The sequence below is a fragment of the Flavobacterium sp. W20_MBD1_R3 genome (genome assembly GCF_052119725.1).
Classification (GTDB): Bacteria; Bacteroidota; Bacteroidia; order Flavobacteriales; family Flavobacteriaceae; genus Flavobacterium.
Genome location: NZ_JBGQOR010000003.1, coordinates 1 through 20,693 on the forward strand (window position 1 = coordinate 1; position 20,693 = coordinate 20,693).

Consider the following 20,693-nt stretch of genomic DNA (forward strand, 5'->3'; position numbering starts at 1 on the left):
GATGTTGTTGATGGAATTTTACCTATGATGATTAATGCCTATGGAAAAGGAAATCAAAAACAATTTTTAATTTTTGGGAGCGAAACGCCTAAAAATGTACCATCTTGGTTGTGGGCTGCTATAATTGTTTTTGTTGCTTGGGCAATTTATTATTTGATAACTTCTTTAGGATAATTAATTTATGAATGAAATTAAAAATATCAAATGTAGTGAAGTAACACAAAATGAACTAAAGTTTGCGGTGTATCATACTTCGGATTTTTTACCTTTTATGCAAAAATTAAATATTCCGCACCGCCATAATTATTACATGATTTTGCTGAATGAAAAGGGCAATGGATCCCAATTAATTGATTTTAAGGAATGTCCTATTGAACCGCTATCTGTAACATGTATGTATAATGGACAAATTCACCAATGGCTGGATTTTGATAAAATTGAGGGATATATATTAGTATTCGAAAGTGATTTTTTTGCGCTTCGTTATCAAAACTATCAGTTGAGCGAGTTTTCGTTTCTCACCTATCGTCATAATCAGCCTTATTTAAAAATTGCTGTAGAAAAATTTGAACACATAAAATCAATTGCAATATGGATGTTAAATGAATATAAAACCAATGAAGCTGATTATGAGAAAAGTTTACGGTCCCTGCTTAATTTATTATTAATAGATTTAAACCGATTGTTTGAACCTATATCTAAAAATACTGAATTCAGTCAATCCTTGCAACTTGTTCATCATTTTGAAGAACTGATAGACAAACATTATAAACAAAAACACTTTGTAAAAGAGTATGCTTCCATAATGTATATTCGTCCCAATTACCTCAATTCCGTTTGCAACGATGTTGTAAATATAGCAGCCGGGGAATTAATTAGAAATAGAATCCTGCTAGAAGCCAAGCGCTTACTTATCCACGAACAAAAAACAGTCGCTGAAATTGCTTATGAATTAGGCTTTGAAGACAATTCCTATTTTGGTCGCTTCTTCAAGAAGTATGAAAACATAACCCCCGATGCATTCAAACGGAAATTTATTAATACAAGTCAATTCTACCAACTTTAAAACAAACAAGTTCTTGTTAAGTAACAATTATCACAAACGACCTTGTATTTAAGAACTATTTTTGATTAAAATTTTAAATACGCTTCAATTCTTAATAAATATATTTTGATTCAAATGTCCCCGATGCCATAAAGGAAAATTGTTCATAAACAAAAGATATAATATCACCGATGGCAAAAAAATAATCGAAAAATGTTCCCTCTGCAGTCAGCGTACCGAATTAGAACCCGGGTTTTATCAAGGAACTGGTTATGTAAGTTATGGATTAACGGTTGGCATATCAATAGTAACTTTTATAGCATGGATTGCTGCTACAGGTTACGGTTTCAAAAATAAAGAAGTGTTATTATGGTTTCCTCTAAATGTTGTACTCCTTATAGCACTCCAACCTTGGTTAATGCGTTTATCAAGAGTGTTGTGGTTGACAATGTTTTTTCAAGGTGATGATAAATTTCACCCCTATACTATTAAAAAATAATTTATTATGGACGTAGAGATTCTTGCTCGAATTCAGTTTGCTTTCACCATCGCTTTTCATTATATCTATCCCCCTTTAAGCATTGGTATCGGTTTGATTATGGTTCTTATGGAAGGACTTTACCTGAAAACAGGAAATAAAGAATATGAAATTTTAACGCGCTTTTGGATTAAAATATTTGCTTTAACATTTGGTATCGGTGTTGCTACCGGCATTATCATGGAATTTGAATTTGGTACCAATTGGGCCGTATATTCAAGATTTGTAGGTGATATTTTTGGTAGTGCTTTAGCCGCCGAGGGTTTATTTGCTTTTGGTTTAGAAAGCACCTTTCTTGGTGTCTTGCTTTTTGGATGGAACAGAGTAAAGCCTTGGGTTCATTTTGTCTCTACATTAGGTGTTTTTTTAGGTTCGATGTTTTCGGCAGTTTGGATTGTAGTCGCTAATTCGTGGCAACAAACACCTGCAGGATTCCACATCGTGGGTGAAGGATTAATGGCACGTGCCGAAGTAACTGATTTTTGGGCCATGGTGTTCAATCCCTCAAGCGTAGACCGAATCATCCATACTTGGCAAGGAGCGATTTTGGCGGGAGCATTTTTGGTCTTAAGTGTACATGCTTATTATATCAGAAAAGGTCGTTTTGTCGAAATTTCTAAAAAAGCATTTAAAATAGCGCTTGTTGTAGCTACTATCTTTTCTTTAGGACAGTTAGTGTCTGGACACAGTTCAGCAGATGGCGTTGCAGTAAACCAACCCGCAAAATTAGCTGCAATGGAAGGGCATTTCGAAAAATCAGCACCAGCAGACTTGTATCTTTTAGGCTGGGTTGATAAAGAAAAACAAAAAGTTACCGGGATTGGTATTCCTGGCGGATTGTCGTTTTTAGTACACCAAGATTTTAAAGCGCCGATTACGGGGTTGAATAGTTTTCCGGTGGAAGACCGCCCAAGCCAGATAAATGCTGTTTTTCAGTTTTATCATATTATGATTGCTATTGGGATGGCTTTAATTGGATTATCATTGTTTGCTTGTTTTATGTGGTGGCGTGGAAAATTATTTGAAACTAAATGGCTGTTGTGGGTTTTTTCATTCGCTGTAATTTTACCACAAATAGCCAACCAAGTAGGATGGTTTGCAGCCGAAATGGGAAGACAACCCTGGGTAGTATATGGACTTTTACGAACCGATAAAGCTTTTTCACAAGAAGTTACTTCCAGTCACATCCTCTTTTCTTTAATCTTATTTTTAGTGGTTTATACGATCCTTTTTGTTTTATTCATCTACATGGTCAACAAAAAAATCAAACATGGCCCTTATGAAGAAGCTCAGAAACCTGTAAATTTTACAACCGTATAAAAAACTTAAAAATTATTAATTATGGAATATTTTTTAGGAGTTGATTATCCTACTTTATGGTATTTAGTTATAGGGCTTTTATTTTCAGGTTATGCCATTTTAGAAGGGTTTGATTTTGGAGCCGGTGCCTGGCATCTATTTTTAAAAAAAGATTTAAGTCGCAGAATTGCTATCAACGCTATTGCTCCTGTTTGGGATGCGAATCAAGTATGGCTCGTTATTGGTGGTGGTGCTTTATTTGCTGGGTTTCCGGTAATGTACGCCACAATGTTATCGGCAATGTATGTTCCCTTTATGCTCTTTTTAATGTTTAATGTACTTCGTGCTGTAGCCATCAAATTTAGAAGTGATGAAGAAATGCTTTGGTGGAGAAAAACTTGGGATTACGTATACAGTATTTCCAGTATTATGATTTCATTTTTGCTTGGTGTAGTTTTAGGTAATATTTTACAAGGCTTTCCACTAGGACCCAATTTCGCATACAAAGGCGGTATGTTTTTTTCTTTCCTGAATCCTTATGCAATAATGGTTGGATTGACCACTTTATCGCTATTTATGACCCAAGGCGCTATTTATTTATTACTAAAAACAGAAGGAAGACTTCATGCAAGACTTACTTTCTTATTGAAAAAAGGAATGATATTTTTCATCATAAGCTTCGGTATTACCACACTTTACACTTTAGTTTTTATACCGGAAGTTACCGCAAATTTCAGAGCAAATCCGCTTTATTTCGTTGTTCCGATAATTTCTTTTTTGGCTGTAGCCAATGTTCCGCGTTTAGCATCAAAAAAGAGATATATGCTCGCGCTGGTTTTCTCCTCTCTGACAATGGCGTTTTTACTTGTTTTGGTTGCTTTACAATTGTATCCAACATTATTAATTTCTACTATCGATCCAAAGTATAGCGTAACCATTTACAATGCCGCTTCATCACAAAAATCATTGGGAATCATGTTGACCATTGTGGTGATTGGCACACCCTTACTTGCAGCCTATTTTATCTTTTTATACCGAACATTCAACGGAAAAGTAAAACTGGATGATACAAGTTATTAATTCGAAATAGCATTTGATTTTAATCCGTAAAAAAATAAAGAATATACAAATATGAAAAATTTTTGGAATGAACGATACAGCGAAAGAGAATATATTTATGGAGAAGAACCTAATGTTTTTTTCGCTGAACAACTCCAACAGTTAGCTCCCGGAAAAATCATTCTACCCTGTGAAGGCGAAGGAAGAAATGCCGTTTATGCTGCCGCCAATGGATGGGAAGTACATGCTTTTGATACCAGTATAATAGGAAAATCAAAAGCAATTCAATTAGCTACTCGTAAAGATGTATCCATTAATTATACTATTGAAGATGCTGTCACGGTAACTTATGAAAAAAATACTATCGATGCAGTTGCTTTTATCTATGCGCATTTCCCTGCGTCAATTCGAAAAAAAATACACCAAAAAGCAATCACTTGGTTGAAGCCCGGAGGCAAAATTATAATAGAAGCCTTTAATCCTAATCAATTGCAAAATAATTCTGGTGGACCTAAAGATTTAGCGATGCTTTACTCAGAAGAAATGATACTTGAAGATTTTGAAGAACTAAACTGTACGTTACTTGAAGTACAAAGTGTAGAACTTAACGAAGGTGCATTTCATAAAGGCAAAGCCGATATTATACGATTTATTGGAATCAAAAAATAAAAAAAACTAAAATAAATTCAAGGTGACCTTTATCACTTTACACACAAAAATTATACTTTAAATTTGTTTAAGATTACAAAAATCTGTTGTTAACTCCCTTCTCTTTTGAAAACAGTACTGAAATATATATTTTTAACGGTATTTTTAATATCTATTTTATTTTATAATTTAAGAATGACTTATTCTATTCTTGATTTTTCATTAAATAATACTGACTTTACCGAAAAATATTGCGAAAACAAGGATAAACCAATCTTGAAATGTAATGGAAAGTGTGCTTTGGCAAAAATAGCGAAAGCAACTGAAAACCAAAATCCTGATAAAGATATTAGTATTGAAAAAGAAATAGTACTCTTTTTTCAACCCATCGAAATTATTGAATTCAAATTGTTTATTGCAATAAAAAATAACATCCAAACAAAATGTAAGCTGCATAATTTCAATAGTTTTGGAAATAATTTTCACCCTCCACAAAACTTTTTTTCATTTTCGTAAATTAAAAAAATCCTATCAATTTTAAAACTTTAAAATGAAAAATACATTCATTGTGGCTTTGCCATGGTGTTCTGTTGTATCTTTTGGACAAACCAAAGAAACTACAAACAAGCAAGATACAGTAAACAAAAAAACGATATTATTAAATGAGGTTATCGTTACCGGAAACACAAAAACGGACCCAACACTTACTATCGTAAAACAAGATTACAAGGAAAAAGTAGTCCAACCAAAAAATGCAGGGGAATTATTCAGTGATATCAACGGTTTTTCTTTGATTAAAAGAGGAAGCTATGCCGTAGATCCCGCTTTTAGAGCAAGTCAGTACGAACAGTTAAATGTCCAGTTCGATGGTGGAACAAAAGCATCGCACGCCTGCCCCAACCGAATGGATCCGATTACCACATTAGTAAATCCTGAGGAAGTCAGCAAAATAGAAATTATCAAAGGTCCCTTTTCGGTTCGCTATGGAAATACTTTTGGAGGAGTTGTAAATCTAGTGACTAGAAACGCTAAGGATAGTGATAAAAAAGTATCCGGTTCCTTATCTTCTGGTTATGAAAGCAATGGCAATTCATTAGTAAACATGCTACATTTAGCCGGAAACTTTGGCAAATTTGATATATCAGGAAATCTGAGTTATCGAGATTATGGGAATTATAAAGATGGTGACGGTACTGAAATCCCCTCTTCTTTTAAAAGTACCAGCTATGGACTAAAAGTAGGCTATAATTTTACTGATAATCAAAGATTACAAGCCAATTTTCGTCAGAATTTTGGAAGAGATGTTCTTCATGCCGGATTGTCTATGGATACTGACATTGATGACAGCTCCATTGGAAGTTTAGATTACAAATGGATAAGCGACAGTAAAACATTCAAAGGATTATCTGCTAAAGTCTATTATTCTTTTGTAGATCACTTGATGAGTAATACAAGAAGAGCTGCTTATGCCAGTACCGAAGCGTCTTCTGCAGTAAATGCCACGACTTATGGAGGAAAACTGGAAGCAGAATGGAATTTTACTGAACGTTGGAAACTTTTCACTGGTCTTGATATGGTTAACATTTCTCGTGAAGGCGGACGAGATCGACTGGTAAAAAGAAATATGGCCGGCATGGTATTACCAACTCCAATGGCTTATTATGACAAAGTGTGGCAAGACAGTTACAATAATACTTTTGGAACCTTTGCGGAAGCTAAGTGGTTTGCATCTGAAAAATCAATTTTCAATGTAGGGGCAAGAATAGATTTTGTTACTTCTGAAGCAAGGGATCTAGATCCTAGTTTTGCTGCATTGTATCCAAATTTAGAACAAAGAAATGAGGCTAACTTCAGCGGAACCATTTCGTATAAAAGATTACTTTCTCCAGATTATACTTTGGAAATTGCCTATGGGAGAGGAACTCGTGCTGCCAATATTGAGGAGCGTTATATTTCCTATTTCAATATCGGTCGTGACCCTTACGAATACATTGGAAATCCAAATCTAAAAGCGGAAACCAATAATCAGTTTGAATTAGGTTTGACAGGAAAAGAAACTATTTCCGGTTTTTTTGAACAAATAAAATTCGGAAGTTCCATTTACTATTCTATCTATGAAAATTATATTATGGGAGTGGTTGATGAAACCTTAATTAGAAAATACAACCCTACTACTCCACCCATTCATCCAAAGGTTTTTAGAAATATTGAAAACGCTTTCAAAACAGGATTCGAAATCTTTGGAGATATAAAATTTGCAAAGTATTTTAATTTCCTGACAGAAGTCGCTTATGTTTACACAGAGAATAAAGATTATAAGGAGAGTTTACCCCTTACACCGCCCTTGGTAACCCGATTGAAACTTGGTTTTGAAAAGGACATTTTTTGGGCAGCAATTCATTATACATTGACTGCTGAGCAAAATAAAATCTCAAAATCCTATGATGAAATTCCAACTTCAGGATATGAAATCATGGACATAAAAGCGGGTGTTACTCCTGTAAAAGACCTAAATCTAGGAATGGGAATTTTGAATCTTTTTGACAAGCAATACAACAATCATTTAAGTTATGCTTTCAACGGCCAAACTGGATTTTCAAGAACTCCAATAACCGAAATAGGACGAAATTTTACCGTTTTTGTGAATTATACATTTTAGCAAAATCCAAAGATTAAAACGGATTCTTATGCTCTGACTACTTTAGAAAAGTGGAGTCCTAAAAGGTAGAGACGCTCTCAAAATGAGCTACTCTACCTTTTTAAATTAAAAAACAAAAAAAATTCAACCTGCATCACTTAGCAATCACAAAAAGTTAAAAATAAAACTTAATTTTAGCTTTTGAAACAAGTGCGAAAATTTATGGCAAAGCTTCTAAAAATAAGGCAGTTCAATTAAGTTATTATTTAACATACCTATCAGAACTTGCCAAATAGTTAGGTGAACAGTAGATAAAGAGTTGTCAATTCTTTTATAATTCTAGCTAATTATTCCCATCCCCACTTTTTAAATATAGCATGTCCTTCCTTTGAAAGCATAAACTCAATAAATAACTGTGCCTCTGAATTTTGTATAGTAACAGTAGTTATTGCAATAGGAGTGCCTCTATAAACCGTATTTCTGGCAGGAATCGTAACTAACGTCGAGACATCTTTTAATCTCAAATACCATGATGCATAACTTATAAATGCATCGTAAGTATTATCTTCTTTCCATGCTTTAATAGCCATTGCCGTATTAGGAAAAGATCTGTAAATATTTTTTTGAATTCCTCCTATCAGATTTTGTCTGCCAGCTAAATCTTCCCACATACCTAATTGCCCTGCACCATTCACATCTAAAATTCGAATACCTCGTTTAGTCAAGTCTTTTAAGGAAGTAATATTTTTAGGATTATTTGGACGTACTAAAATTGCTGCGCCTCTTTTATATAATTCCGTTCGTGTAGCGGTATCAATTAAACCTTCATGCTGCATGGTAAATTGTGTAAGCATATACTCTGAACCTCCAAAAATTAAATCTGCATTCTGTTTAGCACCTTGAATCCATTCTACTTCGGGACCTGCTTTTACTTTTACAGGGATAGAGGTTTTACTTGAAAATATTTTTGCACATTCCTCTATTGCAGCTGCTGGTCCTCCAGGGCCATAAACATACAATGTATCCGTTTGAGCTTTTAGTATACTTGAAAAACTAATCAATATAACTAGAATAAAATACCTGACTTTCATTTTAAAATATTTTTATATTTCTAAAAAATGTTTTTTTTTTAATTCTAACTTACATTAGATTCAAAACCTAAACTTACTATAAACAACCAAATTTAGAATTTTATTTTTTAAACCCTAAATTACTTAGTACAATTTATTATTGATTGCATAATATTTTTAAATAGTATAGAGCAGATAACACTTGCATTTCTAATTCTCCTTTTAAAACTTCCATAAATTTAAAAAATTAGTAAATAATAAAAATCTATTGATAAAAAAAATATAATAATTTTTTTCTATTTAATGTAACTAATGTCACCTTTAGCAACATTTATCTAAATTATATTTGCATCAGTAAATTAATAATCAAAAATAATAGTATCATGGAAGAAAAAGTATTTTTAATGCCAAGAATTGGCGACATGGCCCCAGATTTTGAAGCGGTAACAACAACAGGAAAGTTAAAATTTTCAGAGTACAATAAAGGAAGTTGGGTAGTGTTTTTTTCGCATCCTGCTGATTTCACACCAGTTTGCACAACAGAAATGAGTGGTTTTGCTTTAGAAAAAGATTTTTTTGCAGCACATAATACCAAACTGATGGGTCTTAGTATTGACAGTATCCACTCGCATATTGCTTGGGTAAATGCAGTTCATGAAAAAACAGGCGTTTTATTTGAATTCCCGATAGTTGCCGATATTAGCATGGAGGTTTCAAAATTATACGGAATGCTACAACCAGGAGAAAGTGAAACTGCCGCTGTTAGAGCCGTTTTCATTATGGATCCAGAAGGAAAAGTACGTTTGATCATGTATTACCCATTAAATGTAGGTAGAAACATGGCAGAGATTAAACGCTCTCTACTGGCTTTACAAACTTCAGATGAGCATAAAGTAGCAATGCCTCTTGATTGGCAACCGGGCGATAAAGTAATTATCCCAGCGCCTAAAACTGTGGAAGCTTTAGCAGAAAGAAAGAAAAGTAATTTAGAAATGGTGGACTGGTATTTAGCCAAAAAATCACTTTAAACAACTCTAATCTTTCATTAATTAAAACCATCCTTGTGATGGTTTTTTTATTCGTAATAAATAAAAAACAGCAGTTGTATTTCCTTCTGTGCCTTTTGTCACATACTGTATTTACTGATAAAAGAGTTATTTTAGTATGATAATTATCACTTTGGAAATTAAAAGTGTCTTCTAAATTTGCCACAATCTTATTGATCTGAAACTATTATTAATTCAAAAACCTTGATTATGAAAATCGAACAAATTTATACCGGATGTATTGCACACGCAGCTTATTATTTAGAAAGTAACGGAGAAGCTGCCATTTTTGATCCATTACGCGAAGTGCAACCTTACATCGACAGAGCATTTAAAGACAATGCTAAAATTAAGTACGTTTTTCTGACGCATTTTCACGCGGATTTTGTTTCGGGACATTTGGACTTAGCCAACAAAACAAATGCAAAAATTGTTTACGGCCCAACAGCAAAGCCAGCTTATGAAATTATTTCTGCTGTAGATGGACAGATTTTTGAAATTGGAAACTATAAAGTAAAAGTGATTCATACACCGGGACACACCATGGAAAGTACTACTTTTCTATTGATTGACGAAAACGGAAAAGAACACGGAATCATAACTGGCGACACCTTATTTATTGGGGATGTGGGCCGTCCCGATTTAGCGCAACACGTTGTTGCTGATTTGACTGAAGACAAACTGGCCAGACATCTTTACCAATCTTTACGCAACAAAATCATGCCTTTGTCTGATGATTTAATTGTATATCCCAATCACGGTGCAGGTTCAGCTTGCGGGAAAATGATGAGTAAAGAAACTACCGATACTTTGGGAAATCAAAAGAAAACAAATTACGCATTAAATCCAAAAATGACCGAAGATGAGTTTGTTACTGCGGTGTTAACAGGTTTAACAGCTCCTCCAGGATATTTCCCAGCCAATGTTTTGATGAACATCAATGGGTACGAAAGTTTAGATGCAGTGCTTAAAAAAGCAAATAAACCTTTAAATCCAGAAGAATTTGAGTTGATTGCCAATGAAACTCGTGCCTTAATTTTGGATACGCGATTAGCATCTGAATTTGCAAATGGATTTATTCCAAATAGTATTAATATTGGTTTAGATGGTAATTTTGCCATGTGGGTGGGCGAAATGATTCCTGATATAAAACAAGAAATATTATTAGTTACCGAGCCCGGAAAAGAAGAAGAAAGCATGGTTCGCCTTTCTCGAATAGGTTACGACAATACAATTGGATACTTAAAAGAGGGTTTTGAATCTTGGAAAAAAGCAGGCAAAGAGGTAGATACACAAACCCGAATTACTCCAACAGAACTGGAAGAAAAACTAAAAAATGAGGCAATTCCCGTTTTTGATGTCAGAAAGAAAAGCGAATATTTATCGGAACATTTGGTGGGAGCAATAAATATTCCGTTAAACGAAATCAACAATCACTTGGCTGAATTTCCAAAAGAAAAACCATTCATCCTGCATTGCGCCGGCGGTTATCGCAGCATGTTAGCCGCATCAATTCTAAAAATGCGTGGCTGGGATAATTTTGTTGATGTCATTGGTGGTTTTACAGAAATAAAAGAAACCAGTCTTCCAAAAACAGATTATGTATGTCCGACAACATTATTATAAAAACTAGTTTTGCTCAATTTAAGGAGAGATAATCTGAAAAGGTTCTCTCTCTTTTTTTTGTTCCAAAGTGATAATAGTCACTATATAGGAGCATTACTGTCAGTATTTTTGAAGAAAATTAAAAGATACAGTGTAATGAAAAAAATAATTTTAGTCTCCCTCTTAGTTCTTTTCGCTGCAACCGGATGTGATAAAACCGATACAAGAAATTTGGAAGAAAATAAAAATCAGACTCCATTAGAAAAATTAGTTTCTGGGAATAAGCGCTTTTTAGAAGAAAAAACAATTCATCCTCATCAGAATAAAAAATCAGTTTTAGAAAATCAAAATGTACAACATCCTTTTGCCGTTGTGGTCACTTGCTCTGATAGCAGAGTTTCTCCTGAAATTCTGTTCGACCAAGGGATAGGCGATTTATTTGTAATCAGAAATGCTGGAAACCTGATTTCTGACATTGATATGGGTAGCATTGAATATGCAGTTGAGCATCTGGATGTAAAATTAATCGTAATTTTAGGACACACAGAATGTGGTGCTATTAAAGCATATATTAGTGATAAAGATAACAATTACAAAAAGCATCTGAATCATATTGATGACATTGTAGAAACTATCGCAGAAGAAAAAGAGGAACAAGAAGCCGAAAAAAAAACGCCAAAACAAGACAATCTATTAGGTTGCATCAATGCAAATATTGAACATTCAAACAAACTTGTTCAGGAAAATTCAATTGTAAAAGAGCATAAAACTAAAATTATTTCCATGCGTTATGACGTGCACACAGGCAAAATAATTCAGTTGTAAACTGCTATGTAACATTAGTCACCAAATTTAAAGAATTCATGCATTAATTTTGTCAAATAAATTAGAAACTTAAAAAAATAAACGATATGTATTTTCAACACATTTACGACAAGAGTCTTGCTCAGGCAAGTTATTTTATTGGCTGTCAAAAAGCAGGAGTAGCCGCAGTTATCGATCCTAAAAGGGATGTTGATACCTACCTTGAAATTGCCAAACAAAACAATATGAAAATTACTCATATTTTAGAAACACACATTCATGCTGATTTTCTTGCTGGATCTAGAGAATTAGCCGCATTGACGGGAGCAGAAATGTATCTTTCAGCGGAAGGTGGGCCAGATTGGAAATATGAATTCCCGCATGTTGACATAAAAGATGGTGATGTTCTAAAAGTAGGAAACTTAAAATTAGAAGTGGTTCACACACCAGGACATACTCCAGAAAGCATCAGTTTTCTTTTGACAGATACCCCTGCCAGCGAAGAGCCTGTCATGTTGTTCACTGGTGATTTTGTATTTGTTGGAGATGTAGGGCGACCTGATTTGTTAGAAAAAGCAGCAGGAATGAAAGGAACTCAAGACGCAGGTGCCAAACAAATGTATCAATCCATTAATAAATTCGATGCATTACCTGAATACATTCAAGTTTGGCCAGGCCACGGAGCAGGTTCAGCTTGTGGAAAAGCTTTAGGAGCTGTTCCAAGCACAACTGTAGGTTATGAAAAAATAAGAAACTGGGCTTTTCAACATAAAAATGATGAAGCTGGATTTGTAAAATATTTATTGGAAGACCAACCGGAACCACCAAAGTATTTTGCGATGATGAAAAAACTAAATAAAGTTGACCGTCCGTTGCTTACAGCTGTACCGAAATTGAAACAACTGGACTTTAGCGAATTAACAGCAGCTTTAGAAAAAGGAATTAAATTGATTGATGCCAGAGATAAATCGGAATTTTCTAAAGGATTTATTCCGGGAAGTATTAATATTCAAGGGAACAATTCTTTTGCAACTTGGGCAGGATGGTTTCTTACGTATGAAGAGCCTTTTATATTGCTTGCCGATGAATCGCAATTAGATGATTTGACCAGAAAACTAATGAGAATCGGATTAGACAATATCCACGGGTACATTCCTTCTACGAAAATATGGGAAGAAAACGGCGGTTCTTTAGAAACTGTAAATCATATTACTATTGAAGAATTTAAAGCCTTACAACTAGAAAAAGATGTTCAGGTAGTAGATCTTCGCGGTGTTGCAGAATACAATGCAGGTCACATCAAAGGAGCTGACAATGTATTTGTAGGTACTTTAGTGAATAATCTAGACAAAATAAGTAAAGATAAAAAAGTATTAATCCATTGCCAAGGCGGAGATAGAGCGGCAATTGCCTATTCTTTATTAGCACGAAATGGTTATAAAAATGTACTTAATTATTCTCCTGGAATGAATCAATGGGTGAGCCAAAATAATGCCGTTGAATACTAAAAACCACAATTATGTTCGGAATTTTTAAAAATATATTTTCAAAAAAAGACACCACACAAATGGAAAAAATAATAAAAGAAGGTGCGTTCCTTGTAGATGTTCGCACACCAGCAGAATTCGCTGAAGGTCATGTCAAAGGATCTACCAATATTCCTTTGGATCAGGTAGCGAGTCAATTAGCAAAATTTAAAGGGAAAGAACATATTATTGTTTTCTGCCGAAGTGGAAATCGCAGCGGTCAAGCCAAAATGATTTTGGAACAGAATGGTTTCAAAAACGTTACTAATGGCGGTACTTGGCAAGATGTAAATGAAATGATCAATAAATAAAACCGTACTAGTTTTAAAATAGTGTGCAGTTTAAAACAAGAAAAATATCTGTTTTAAACTGCACACTTATTTATTTAGAAATCGAAATTAATTACATTGGTATTAGTAACGGACAGTCATATTGACTTAAATAAAGAGTAAATTTGATAGTATTTCTAAAAAAGGTATTGATTTTACCTTTTTTAATAAACGAATATGACTTAATTACTTTTGCACTAATTTAAACAAATAAAAGACCATGGAAGAGAAAAAACCAGCAAACAAAGACTTAATTTTAAGAGAGAAATTAGCCTTGCAGCGTACAACATTGGCAAATCAATCAACCTTTCTCTCTTTTTTGAGAACCTCCATGTATTTTTTGATTGCAGGCTTAAGTTTGAGAAATCTGTTGAAAATTGAAAATAGTTTACTGATTGAAATCGCACTTTTTATCATTTCATTTATCATTATTGTTTTTGGAACGGTGAACTATTATAAACACAAAAAATCGATTGCTCAAAACAAAAAACATATCGGCGAATACCAATTAGAATATTACAAATTATACTAAACCCTGTTATCCCTAATTATATTTCCAAACGGAAATTTATAATCCATAACAAAACCTCAATTGAAAACAAACACAACCAAACTTGGACTTAAAGAAAACTGGAAACAGTTTACCATTTTGGTTATTGTCAATGCTTTTGTTGGCGGAATGATAGGAATGGAACGAACGATTATTCCAAAATTTGCTGAAATTGAATTTCGTATTGCTTCAAAAACGGCTATTCTATCGTTCATCGTTGCCTTTGGAATTACAAAAGCAATTACCAATTATTTTACGGGCAAACTGGCGAACCGTTTTGGCAGAAAAAATCTGCTTTTATTTGGTTGGATTCTGGCCATACCAATTCCTTTTATTTTAATAAATGCGGAAACTTGGAACTGGGTGATTTTCGCCAATATTCTATTGGGAATAAGTCAAGGACTTACTTGGAGCAGCACGGTGGTGATGAAAATTGATTTGGTAGGAGAAAAAGATCGTGGATTGGCGATGGGACTCAATGAGTTTGCCGGTTATTTTGCCGTTGGTTTAGTTGCATTTTTTTCTGGCTATATCGCTCAAAAATACGGTATTACGCCCTACCCTTTTTACTTGGGAATTGGGATTTCAATAATTGGTTTTCTGTTGACTTTGTTTTTCGTGAAAGATACCCGAGTATTTGTACACCAAGAAAACACAACGAATAAAACTGAAAAATTGAAAAACATTTTTCTGGAGACCACTTTCAAAAACAAAACGTTAAGCGCCATAACGCAAGCCGGATTAGTCAATAACCTGAATGATGGTATGATTTGGGGACTGTTGCCTATTGTTTTGCTTTCGTTGAATTATGATTCTCAGAATATTGGAATTATAACTGCTATTTACCCTACCGTTTGGGGTTTTGGACAATTAATAACCGGAAAAATGTCTGATGTTTATTCGAAAAAAAAGATGCTGTTTTGGGGAATGTTACTGCAGGGAATCGCGATTCTTTTTATTCCTTTTGCGACAGCTTTCTACCAGTTGGCCGCTATTTCAGCCTTTTTAGGTTTGGGAACGGCTTTAGTTTATCCCACTTTTTTATCAGCAATTGCGCAAGCGACAACTCCACACCAGAGAGCTGAAAGCATAGGTACATTCCGACTTTGGAGAGATTTAGGATATGCGATAGGAGCAATTATTTCAGGAATAACAGCTGATTTATTTGGAATCAATTATGCTATTGTGCTAATAGGCATAATCACCATTGTTTCGTCACTGATTATTGAAATCCGAATGCCAAAAGACACTTTGTAAAACAAAAAACATGTAAATTGAATCGAGAATAATCTCTTTTTAGAAAATAATAATTAAAAAATGGAACCAAAAAAATCAAAAAAATCTACTATTCAAAATATTGTTTTTATCGTATTTATAGCACTGCTGCTGTTCAGTCCGTTAGGCACTTTTGTAAAAGTTCACCTGAACCGTTTAATTGCTTTTTCTCCCAAAACAATCGCAATAACTGACCAAAAAATGCTTTCTACTTACCAATGGCAATTAAAAGACGCCACCGGAAAAACGGTTTCATTAGAAGCTTACAAAGGAAAAATAGTATTCATTAATTTCTGGGCTACTTGGTGTCCGCCTTGTATTGCCGAAATGCCGAGTATTCAAAAATTATATGTTGATTATCAAGATAAAATGGTCTTTTTGTTTGTGACAACGGATTCCTTTGAAAAAGCAAATGCATTTATGATAAAAGAAAACCTTAAACTTCCTATTTATCAATCACTTAGCAATACTCCTATAGAACTGGAATCTTCAACTATTCCGGCAACTTATGTTATTGATCAATCAGGGAATGTAATAGTTGCTAAAATTGGAACGGCGGACTGGAATAGCGATTCGTTTCGAGAAAAGATAGATGAGTTATTAAAAAAATAATCAGAATTAAAAATTTATTTCTAAAGACTTCATAATTAACTATAAACAAATACTTTAGAAAAAAAAAGCACCATTATTTTTAGTTAAAAAGTAAAAGTATCTTAGAAATTTGATACTTTTTTTGTTTTATAATTGTACCTTTTTACTATCATTACAAAAATTAAAATCTTTAAAACAAGATATTTATCATATTTTCTAATTATTTTTTCCTTGTGTGACAAAAGTAACATAACAACTAATTTATAAATATAACCTTTGTGTTAATAAAAAAATAAATATGGAAATTTTAGAATTAATCAGAGAACCTTGGCCTTGGTATATTGCAGGCCCATTAGTTGGACTTACAGTTCCGGCTTTGTTAATCATTGGAAACAAATCATTTGGCATCAGCGCCTCATTGCGTCATACTTGCGCCATGTGCTTGCCGGCAAACATAAAGTTTTTCAAATACGATTGGAAAAAAGAAATCTGGAATATGTTTTTCGTTTTCGGCATTTTATTAGGTGGTGTAATCGCATACAGCTTTTTATCTAATCCAAATCCAATCATCATTGATGGAAATCTAAAAGCCGAATTAGCAGGTTACGGTATAACCGAAATTTATGGAATGTTGCCAGAACAATTGTTCTCGTGGGAAAGTTTATTTACAATTAAAGGCTTTTTTATGATGGTTATTGGTGGCTTTTTTATTGGTTTTGGATCTCGTTATGCGGGAGGTTGCACCAGTGGTCACGCTATTTCCGGTTTGTCTAATTTACAAATGCCATCGCTTATAGCAACTTGTTGTTTCTTCATTGGCGGATTAATTATGGCAAATGTTATTTTACCATTTATTCTTTCACTTTAAATCACGAATTATGAATATTAAAGATCAAAATACAGATTTCGAAACGCGTTCTTTAGACACGGTTTGTATCAACGAGAGCCAATTGGAACACAAATGGTACCATAATTTAAAATACTTAGTTATTGGTATTTTGTTTGGTATTGTTTTCATCAAAGCAGAAATTATCAGTTGGTATCGCATTCAGGAAATGTTCCGATTCCAATCTTTTCATATGTATGGTGTTATAGGAAGCGCAGTTGTGGTTGGGATAATATCCGTTTTCCTGATTAAAAAATTTAATATAAAAACCATTTATGGCGAAAAAATTGAATTTCATGACAAAACCTTCAACAAAGGACAAATCTACGGAGGACTTATCTTTGGTTTGGGTTGGGCAGTAACAGGAGCTTGTCCTGGTCCATTATTTGCACAAATTGGAACTGGTGCCACAGTGATGATTGTTACGTTGTTTTTTGCAATTGTGGGAACTTGGGTATATGGTTATTTCAGAGATAAACTGCCTCATTAATTAAATATGAATCCAGAAAAACAAAATATAGTCCAATTTAAATCATTTGTAAAAAGGCTGATTTATCTGTTTACAACCATTATCTTCTTGATAATGGTTTTGTTCGTCGTTTTGTTTTTTAATACCTCAATCAGTACTTGGTTTCAAAAAAGCGATACGCAAATCGATTCTCTTTATGTAGATGCTAAGAAAAAAGTGATTTTGCAAAATGAAATAGCACAATTCTGGAAACCTGCTGATATTAGTCTAATTAAAGATACTATAGCAAAACAAGAAGTCGAATATGGAAAAGATCTAATTGCACATACGGCTAAATATTTAGGTCCAAATGGTAGCGTGAAACAAATCACGAATGGAATGAATTGCAACAATTGCCATCTGGATGCCGGTACAAAACCTTGGGGAAACAATTACGGTTCCGTATACTCGATGTATCCAAAAATGAGAGCACGAAGTGGTCAAGTGGAAAATCTATATAAAAGAGTCAACGATTGTATGGAAAGAAGCTTAAACGGTCAACCGTTAAAAGAAGATGAAAGGGAAATGAAAGCCATGATCGCGTACATAGAATATATTGGCAGTAATGTCCCTAAAGGAAAAGAAGCAAATGCGGCTGGAATTTATGATTTGGAGTATTTAGATCGTGCGGCTGATCCTGTAAAAGGAAAAGCATTGTATGATGCTAAATGTGCGAGTTGCCATCAGGTGAATGGTGAGGGGATTTTGGCAGCAGACAAAAAAGAATATACGTATCCGCCACTTTGGGGCAAGAGTTCATATAATAGTGGTGCAGGATTGTTTAGAATTAGTCGTTTTGCAGGTTATATCAAATACAATATGCCCTTGGGTGCAACGTATGAAAATCCTCAATTATCAGATGAAGAATCTTGGGATATTGCGGCTTACGTGGAAAGTCTTGATAGACCATCTAAAGATTTAAGCCAAGACTGGCCCGATATTTCAAAAAAACCCGTGGATCACCCTTTTGGTCCATTTTCAGATTCATTTACAGAAAACCAACATAAATTCGGACCTTTCAAACCGATTAAAGAAGCAAAAAAGAAAAAATAAAATTAACTACTTTAAAACCAAAATATGAAAAACCTCACGCTTTCATTTATTCTTGTATTTAGCATGATTTCAGTTGTTACATTAGCACAAAAAAAGCCTAACAAACACAAAATCGTTTTTCAGTTTACCAATGCTGCTGATACTTTACAACAAAAAGCAATTGTAAACCAGTTGAATAACCTAACAGCGCATTGGCCTAAGGCAAAGTACGAAGTAGTGATTCATAGTATGGGTTTACCGTTTGTCATGTCAGGGAAATCAAAACAAATACAAGCTATAAAAGCGCTTCGGGCTAAAGGTGTTCGTTTTTTAGTGTGTGAAAACACCTTGAAAAGTCAAAAAGTCACTAAAGATCAATTGATATCGGAAGTTGAATATGTACCGGTAGGAATAGCCGAAATTGTAGAAAAACAAGAGCAAGGCTGGACATACATCAAGGGCGGATTCTAATATAATACATTTGGAATCTAAGATCTCATTGTCGCTTATCAGTCTATTTTATAGTTGCGTTATCAAAATAAAAATTTAAATTTTATTTCATTTTGATATACTAATTTACAGCACACCGGTACGCGATATTTGTCAATTTAGTAAATTATAACTAGTTCGATATGCGTTTTTTTTTACTATCATTTTAAATTATGGAGAAACTGTATCAAATTTACGAAATCGTTTTCTTAAACATCAAAATAAAAATACCCTTCATAAAGGATGAATTCAATTGGTCATTAAATCAGGACTAATCAGCATAAGTTATTATTAATTTGAATTTTAATTAACTAATCCATTTAAAAAATTAAATGTAAAAACACTATTTCGAGTTTTATGATTTATAATGTAAAACTGAAAAATGTTTATAACCCATTTTATAAAAATTATAATTAAAAATACTAAATCTATTAACCAACCAAATAAACCACAATACCTATGAAAAATAGACTAACCATCATTTCGCTTTTATTTATTACAGGCCTTTTTGCACAATCTGGACATTTGATGCAGGGAGTTGGAGCCGTGAATATGTCTATGGGAGGTGCTTCAACAGCGCAACCAATTGATATTAGCGGTGCTTTAAAATGGAATCCCGCAGCAATATCCGTATTTGAAGGCAGCACGATCTCCTTAAATGTAGGTTTATTTATGGCGAATCCAGAGCTTTCATCGACCGTACCTACGCCTAATGGACTTATGAGCGGTACCTCTACGGATGTAAAAAGCAATTCAATCATGCCTTCCTTGGGTTTTGTTTACGGAAAAAAAGACAGTAAACATTCCTTTGGAGCATTTGCGTTTGGAGTAAGCGGTTTTGGTGTTGATTTTCCTGAAAGCACGTCAAACCCGATAAATATGCCTCAATCTATGGGCGGTTTTGGAAATTTAACTTCCAATTATATGATGCTTCAAACTGGTTTAAGCTACGCTTATAAACTGTCTAAATCAGTTTCCATTGGCGTAAGTCCAAACTTCAATATTGCTACATTGGAATTGAAACCAAATCCTACCGCTAGCCCCACAATAGCTGGTTATCCGACTACTAATAATGCAATGGCAACAGGTTTTGGGGGACAAATCGGTATTTTTTACCAAAATGAAGAAGGTTTTAAATTAGGAGCCAGTTATAAAACTGAACAACAGTTCTCTAATTTTGAATTTGAAAATACCTATTTAGACAATTCCACTTCAGAAAACTCTTTTAAAATGAATTTCCCTGCAGTTTATTCATTAGGAGTTGGATATTCAAACAGTAAAGTAGATTTAGCGTTTGATTTCAGACAAGTAGAATACTCAAAAACAGAAGGTTTTCAAGACTATGGATGGTCTGCAACAAGTGCTGTAAAAGGTTTTGGTTGGAAAGACATGCAAATTTTATCTTTAGGCGCACAATATAAAGGAATCAAAAAATTACCTTTAAGAGTAGGTTATACCTACAATACCAATCCTATTAAACCGGAATTAGCATTTTTCTCAACTTCTGCGACCGCAGTAATTCAAAATGCCTATCAATTTGGGTTTGGATATGAATTTTCTGAAAAATTAACGTTGAATGCCGTATATCATAATGCTATAAGTGACGGCAGTACCGAGGGACCTATATACAACCCAATGTTAGCTGGGCAAAATGATTCGTTAGGCACAGTTCCTAATAGCAAAGTTTCTTACAAAATGGATACGAGTATGCTAATGCTGGGTATTTCATACAAAATATAGTTTAAAATAATAATC

General features: G+C 33.9%; 21 protein-coding genes. 20 read left to right on the top strand and 1 reads right to left on the bottom strand.

The window, feature by feature from the left end; translation table 11 throughout:
* Positions 1 to 181 precede the first annotated feature (181 nt).
* The 7 genes from ACEN2F_RS05920 to ACEN2F_RS05950 all read left to right on the top strand — a co-directional run bounded on the left by ACEN2F_RS05920 (position 182) and on the right by ACEN2F_RS05950 (position 7,248).
* Positions 182 to 1,066 (top strand): helix-turn-helix domain-containing protein, encoded by an 885-nt coding sequence (locus ACEN2F_RS05920; protein WP_441736856.1) that lies wholly within the window; start codon positions 182 to 184, stop codon positions 1,064 to 1,066.
* A 139-nt stretch (positions 1,067 to 1,205) separates the two neighbouring features.
* Entirely contained in the window at positions 1,206 to 1,544 is a 339-nt protein-coding gene (locus tag ACEN2F_RS05925; protein ID WP_441736858.1) for a DUF983 domain-containing protein, read from the top strand.
* Between the two features lie 6 nt (positions 1,545 to 1,550).
* Positions 1,551 to 2,903: a cytochrome ubiquinol oxidase subunit I gene (locus tag ACEN2F_RS05930; RefSeq protein ID WP_441736860.1), complete on the top strand. Its 1,353-nt coding sequence runs from the start codon at positions 1,551 to 1,553 to the stop codon at positions 2,901 to 2,903.
* Positions 2,904 to 2,924: 21 nt separating this feature from the next.
* Positions 2,925 to 3,962, top strand: a complete 1,038-nt coding sequence (gene cydB / locus ACEN2F_RS05935; protein WP_441736862.1) for a cytochrome d ubiquinol oxidase subunit II — start codon at positions 2,925 to 2,927, stop codon at positions 3,960 to 3,962.
* Positions 3,963 to 4,013: 51 nt separating this feature from the next.
* The gene (locus ACEN2F_RS05940) at positions 4,014 to 4,610 is read left to right on the top strand and encodes a class I SAM-dependent methyltransferase (protein WP_441736864.1); all 597 of its coding nucleotides are present in this window, start codon (positions 4,014 to 4,016) and stop codon (positions 4,608 to 4,610) included.
* Between the two features lie 174 nt (positions 4,611 to 4,784).
* Positions 4,785 to 5,105, top strand: a complete 321-nt coding sequence (locus tag ACEN2F_RS05945; RefSeq protein ID WP_113636882.1) for a hypothetical protein — start codon at positions 4,785 to 4,787, stop codon at positions 5,103 to 5,105.
* A gap of 34 nt (positions 5,106 to 5,139) precedes the next feature.
* Positions 5,140 to 7,248 (top strand): TonB-dependent receptor domain-containing protein, encoded by a 2,109-nt coding sequence (locus ACEN2F_RS05950; RefSeq protein WP_441736866.1) that lies wholly within the window; start codon positions 5,140 to 5,142, stop codon positions 7,246 to 7,248.
* 326 nt (positions 7,249 to 7,574) lie between these two features.
* Here ACEN2F_RS05950 and ACEN2F_RS05955 read toward each other — a convergent pair whose 3' ends face one another.
* Positions 7,575 to 8,318, bottom strand: a complete 744-nt coding sequence (locus ACEN2F_RS05955; protein ID WP_441736868.1) for a substrate-binding domain-containing protein — start codon at positions 8,316 to 8,318, stop codon at positions 7,575 to 7,577.
* Between the two features lie 362 nt (positions 8,319 to 8,680).
* Between ACEN2F_RS05955 and ACEN2F_RS05960 the strand changes: the two genes are divergently transcribed.
* From ACEN2F_RS05960 to ACEN2F_RS06020, 13 genes are all read left to right on the top strand, one after another.
* On the top strand, positions 8,681 to 9,325 hold the full coding sequence (locus ACEN2F_RS05960) for a peroxiredoxin (RefSeq protein WP_113636890.1): 645 nt from the start codon (positions 8,681 to 8,683) through the stop codon (positions 9,323 to 9,325).
* A 228-nt stretch (positions 9,326 to 9,553) separates the two neighbouring features.
* On the top strand, positions 9,554 to 10,969 hold the full coding sequence (locus ACEN2F_RS05965; protein ID WP_441736870.1) for an MBL fold metallo-hydrolase: 1,416 nt from the start codon (positions 9,554 to 9,556) through the stop codon (positions 10,967 to 10,969).
* Between the two features lie 135 nt (positions 10,970 to 11,104).
* Positions 11,105 to 11,773 carry a carbonic anhydrase gene (locus tag ACEN2F_RS05970; RefSeq protein WP_441736871.1) on the top strand — a complete coding sequence of 223 codons (669 nt, stop codon included), beginning with the start codon at positions 11,105 to 11,107 and terminating at the stop codon, positions 11,771 to 11,773.
* Positions 11,774 to 11,859: 86 nt separating this feature from the next.
* On the top strand, positions 11,860 to 13,260 hold the full coding sequence (locus ACEN2F_RS05975; RefSeq protein WP_441736873.1) for an MBL fold metallo-hydrolase: 1,401 nt from the start codon (positions 11,860 to 11,862) through the stop codon (positions 13,258 to 13,260).
* Between the two features lie 11 nt (positions 13,261 to 13,271).
* Positions 13,272 to 13,589: a rhodanese-like domain-containing protein gene (locus ACEN2F_RS05980; protein ID WP_441736875.1), complete on the top strand. Its 318-nt coding sequence runs from the start codon at positions 13,272 to 13,274 to the stop codon at positions 13,587 to 13,589.
* A gap of 238 nt (positions 13,590 to 13,827) precedes the next feature.
* Positions 13,828 to 14,139, top strand: coding sequence for a DUF202 domain-containing protein (locus ACEN2F_RS05985; RefSeq protein WP_441736877.1), 312 nt, complete (start codon positions 13,828 to 13,830; stop codon positions 14,137 to 14,139).
* A 60-nt stretch (positions 14,140 to 14,199) separates the two neighbouring features.
* Entirely contained in the window at positions 14,200 to 15,414 is a 1,215-nt protein-coding gene (locus tag ACEN2F_RS05990) for an MFS transporter (protein WP_441736879.1), read from the top strand.
* Between the two features lie 60 nt (positions 15,415 to 15,474).
* The gene (locus ACEN2F_RS05995; protein WP_441736881.1) at positions 15,475 to 16,044 is read left to right on the top strand and encodes a TlpA family protein disulfide reductase; all 570 of its coding nucleotides are present in this window, start codon (positions 15,475 to 15,477) and stop codon (positions 16,042 to 16,044) included.
* A 277-nt stretch (positions 16,045 to 16,321) separates the two neighbouring features.
* Positions 16,322 to 16,891, top strand: coding sequence for a YeeE/YedE family protein (locus tag ACEN2F_RS06000; RefSeq protein ID WP_441736882.1), 570 nt, complete (start codon positions 16,322 to 16,324; stop codon positions 16,889 to 16,891).
* Positions 16,892 to 16,901: 10 nt separating this feature from the next.
* Positions 16,902 to 17,399 (top strand): DUF6691 family protein, encoded by a 498-nt coding sequence (locus ACEN2F_RS06005; protein ID WP_072944174.1) that lies wholly within the window; start codon positions 16,902 to 16,904, stop codon positions 17,397 to 17,399.
* A 6-nt stretch (positions 17,400 to 17,405) separates the two neighbouring features.
* Positions 17,406 to 18,470, top strand: coding sequence for a c-type cytochrome (locus ACEN2F_RS06010; RefSeq protein ID WP_441736884.1), 1,065 nt, complete (start codon positions 17,406 to 17,408; stop codon positions 18,468 to 18,470).
* 24 nt (positions 18,471 to 18,494) lie between these two features.
* Complete coding sequence (locus ACEN2F_RS06015; RefSeq protein ID WP_441736885.1) at positions 18,495 to 18,920, top strand: DsrE family protein; 426 nt, start codon at positions 18,495 to 18,497, stop codon at positions 18,918 to 18,920.
* A 477-nt stretch (positions 18,921 to 19,397) separates the two neighbouring features.
* A complete protein-coding gene (locus ACEN2F_RS06020) occupies positions 19,398 to 20,678 on the top strand; it encodes an OmpP1/FadL family transporter (RefSeq protein WP_441736887.1) in 1,281 nt (426 codons plus the stop codon).
* Positions 20,679 to 20,693: the final 15 nt, after the last annotated feature.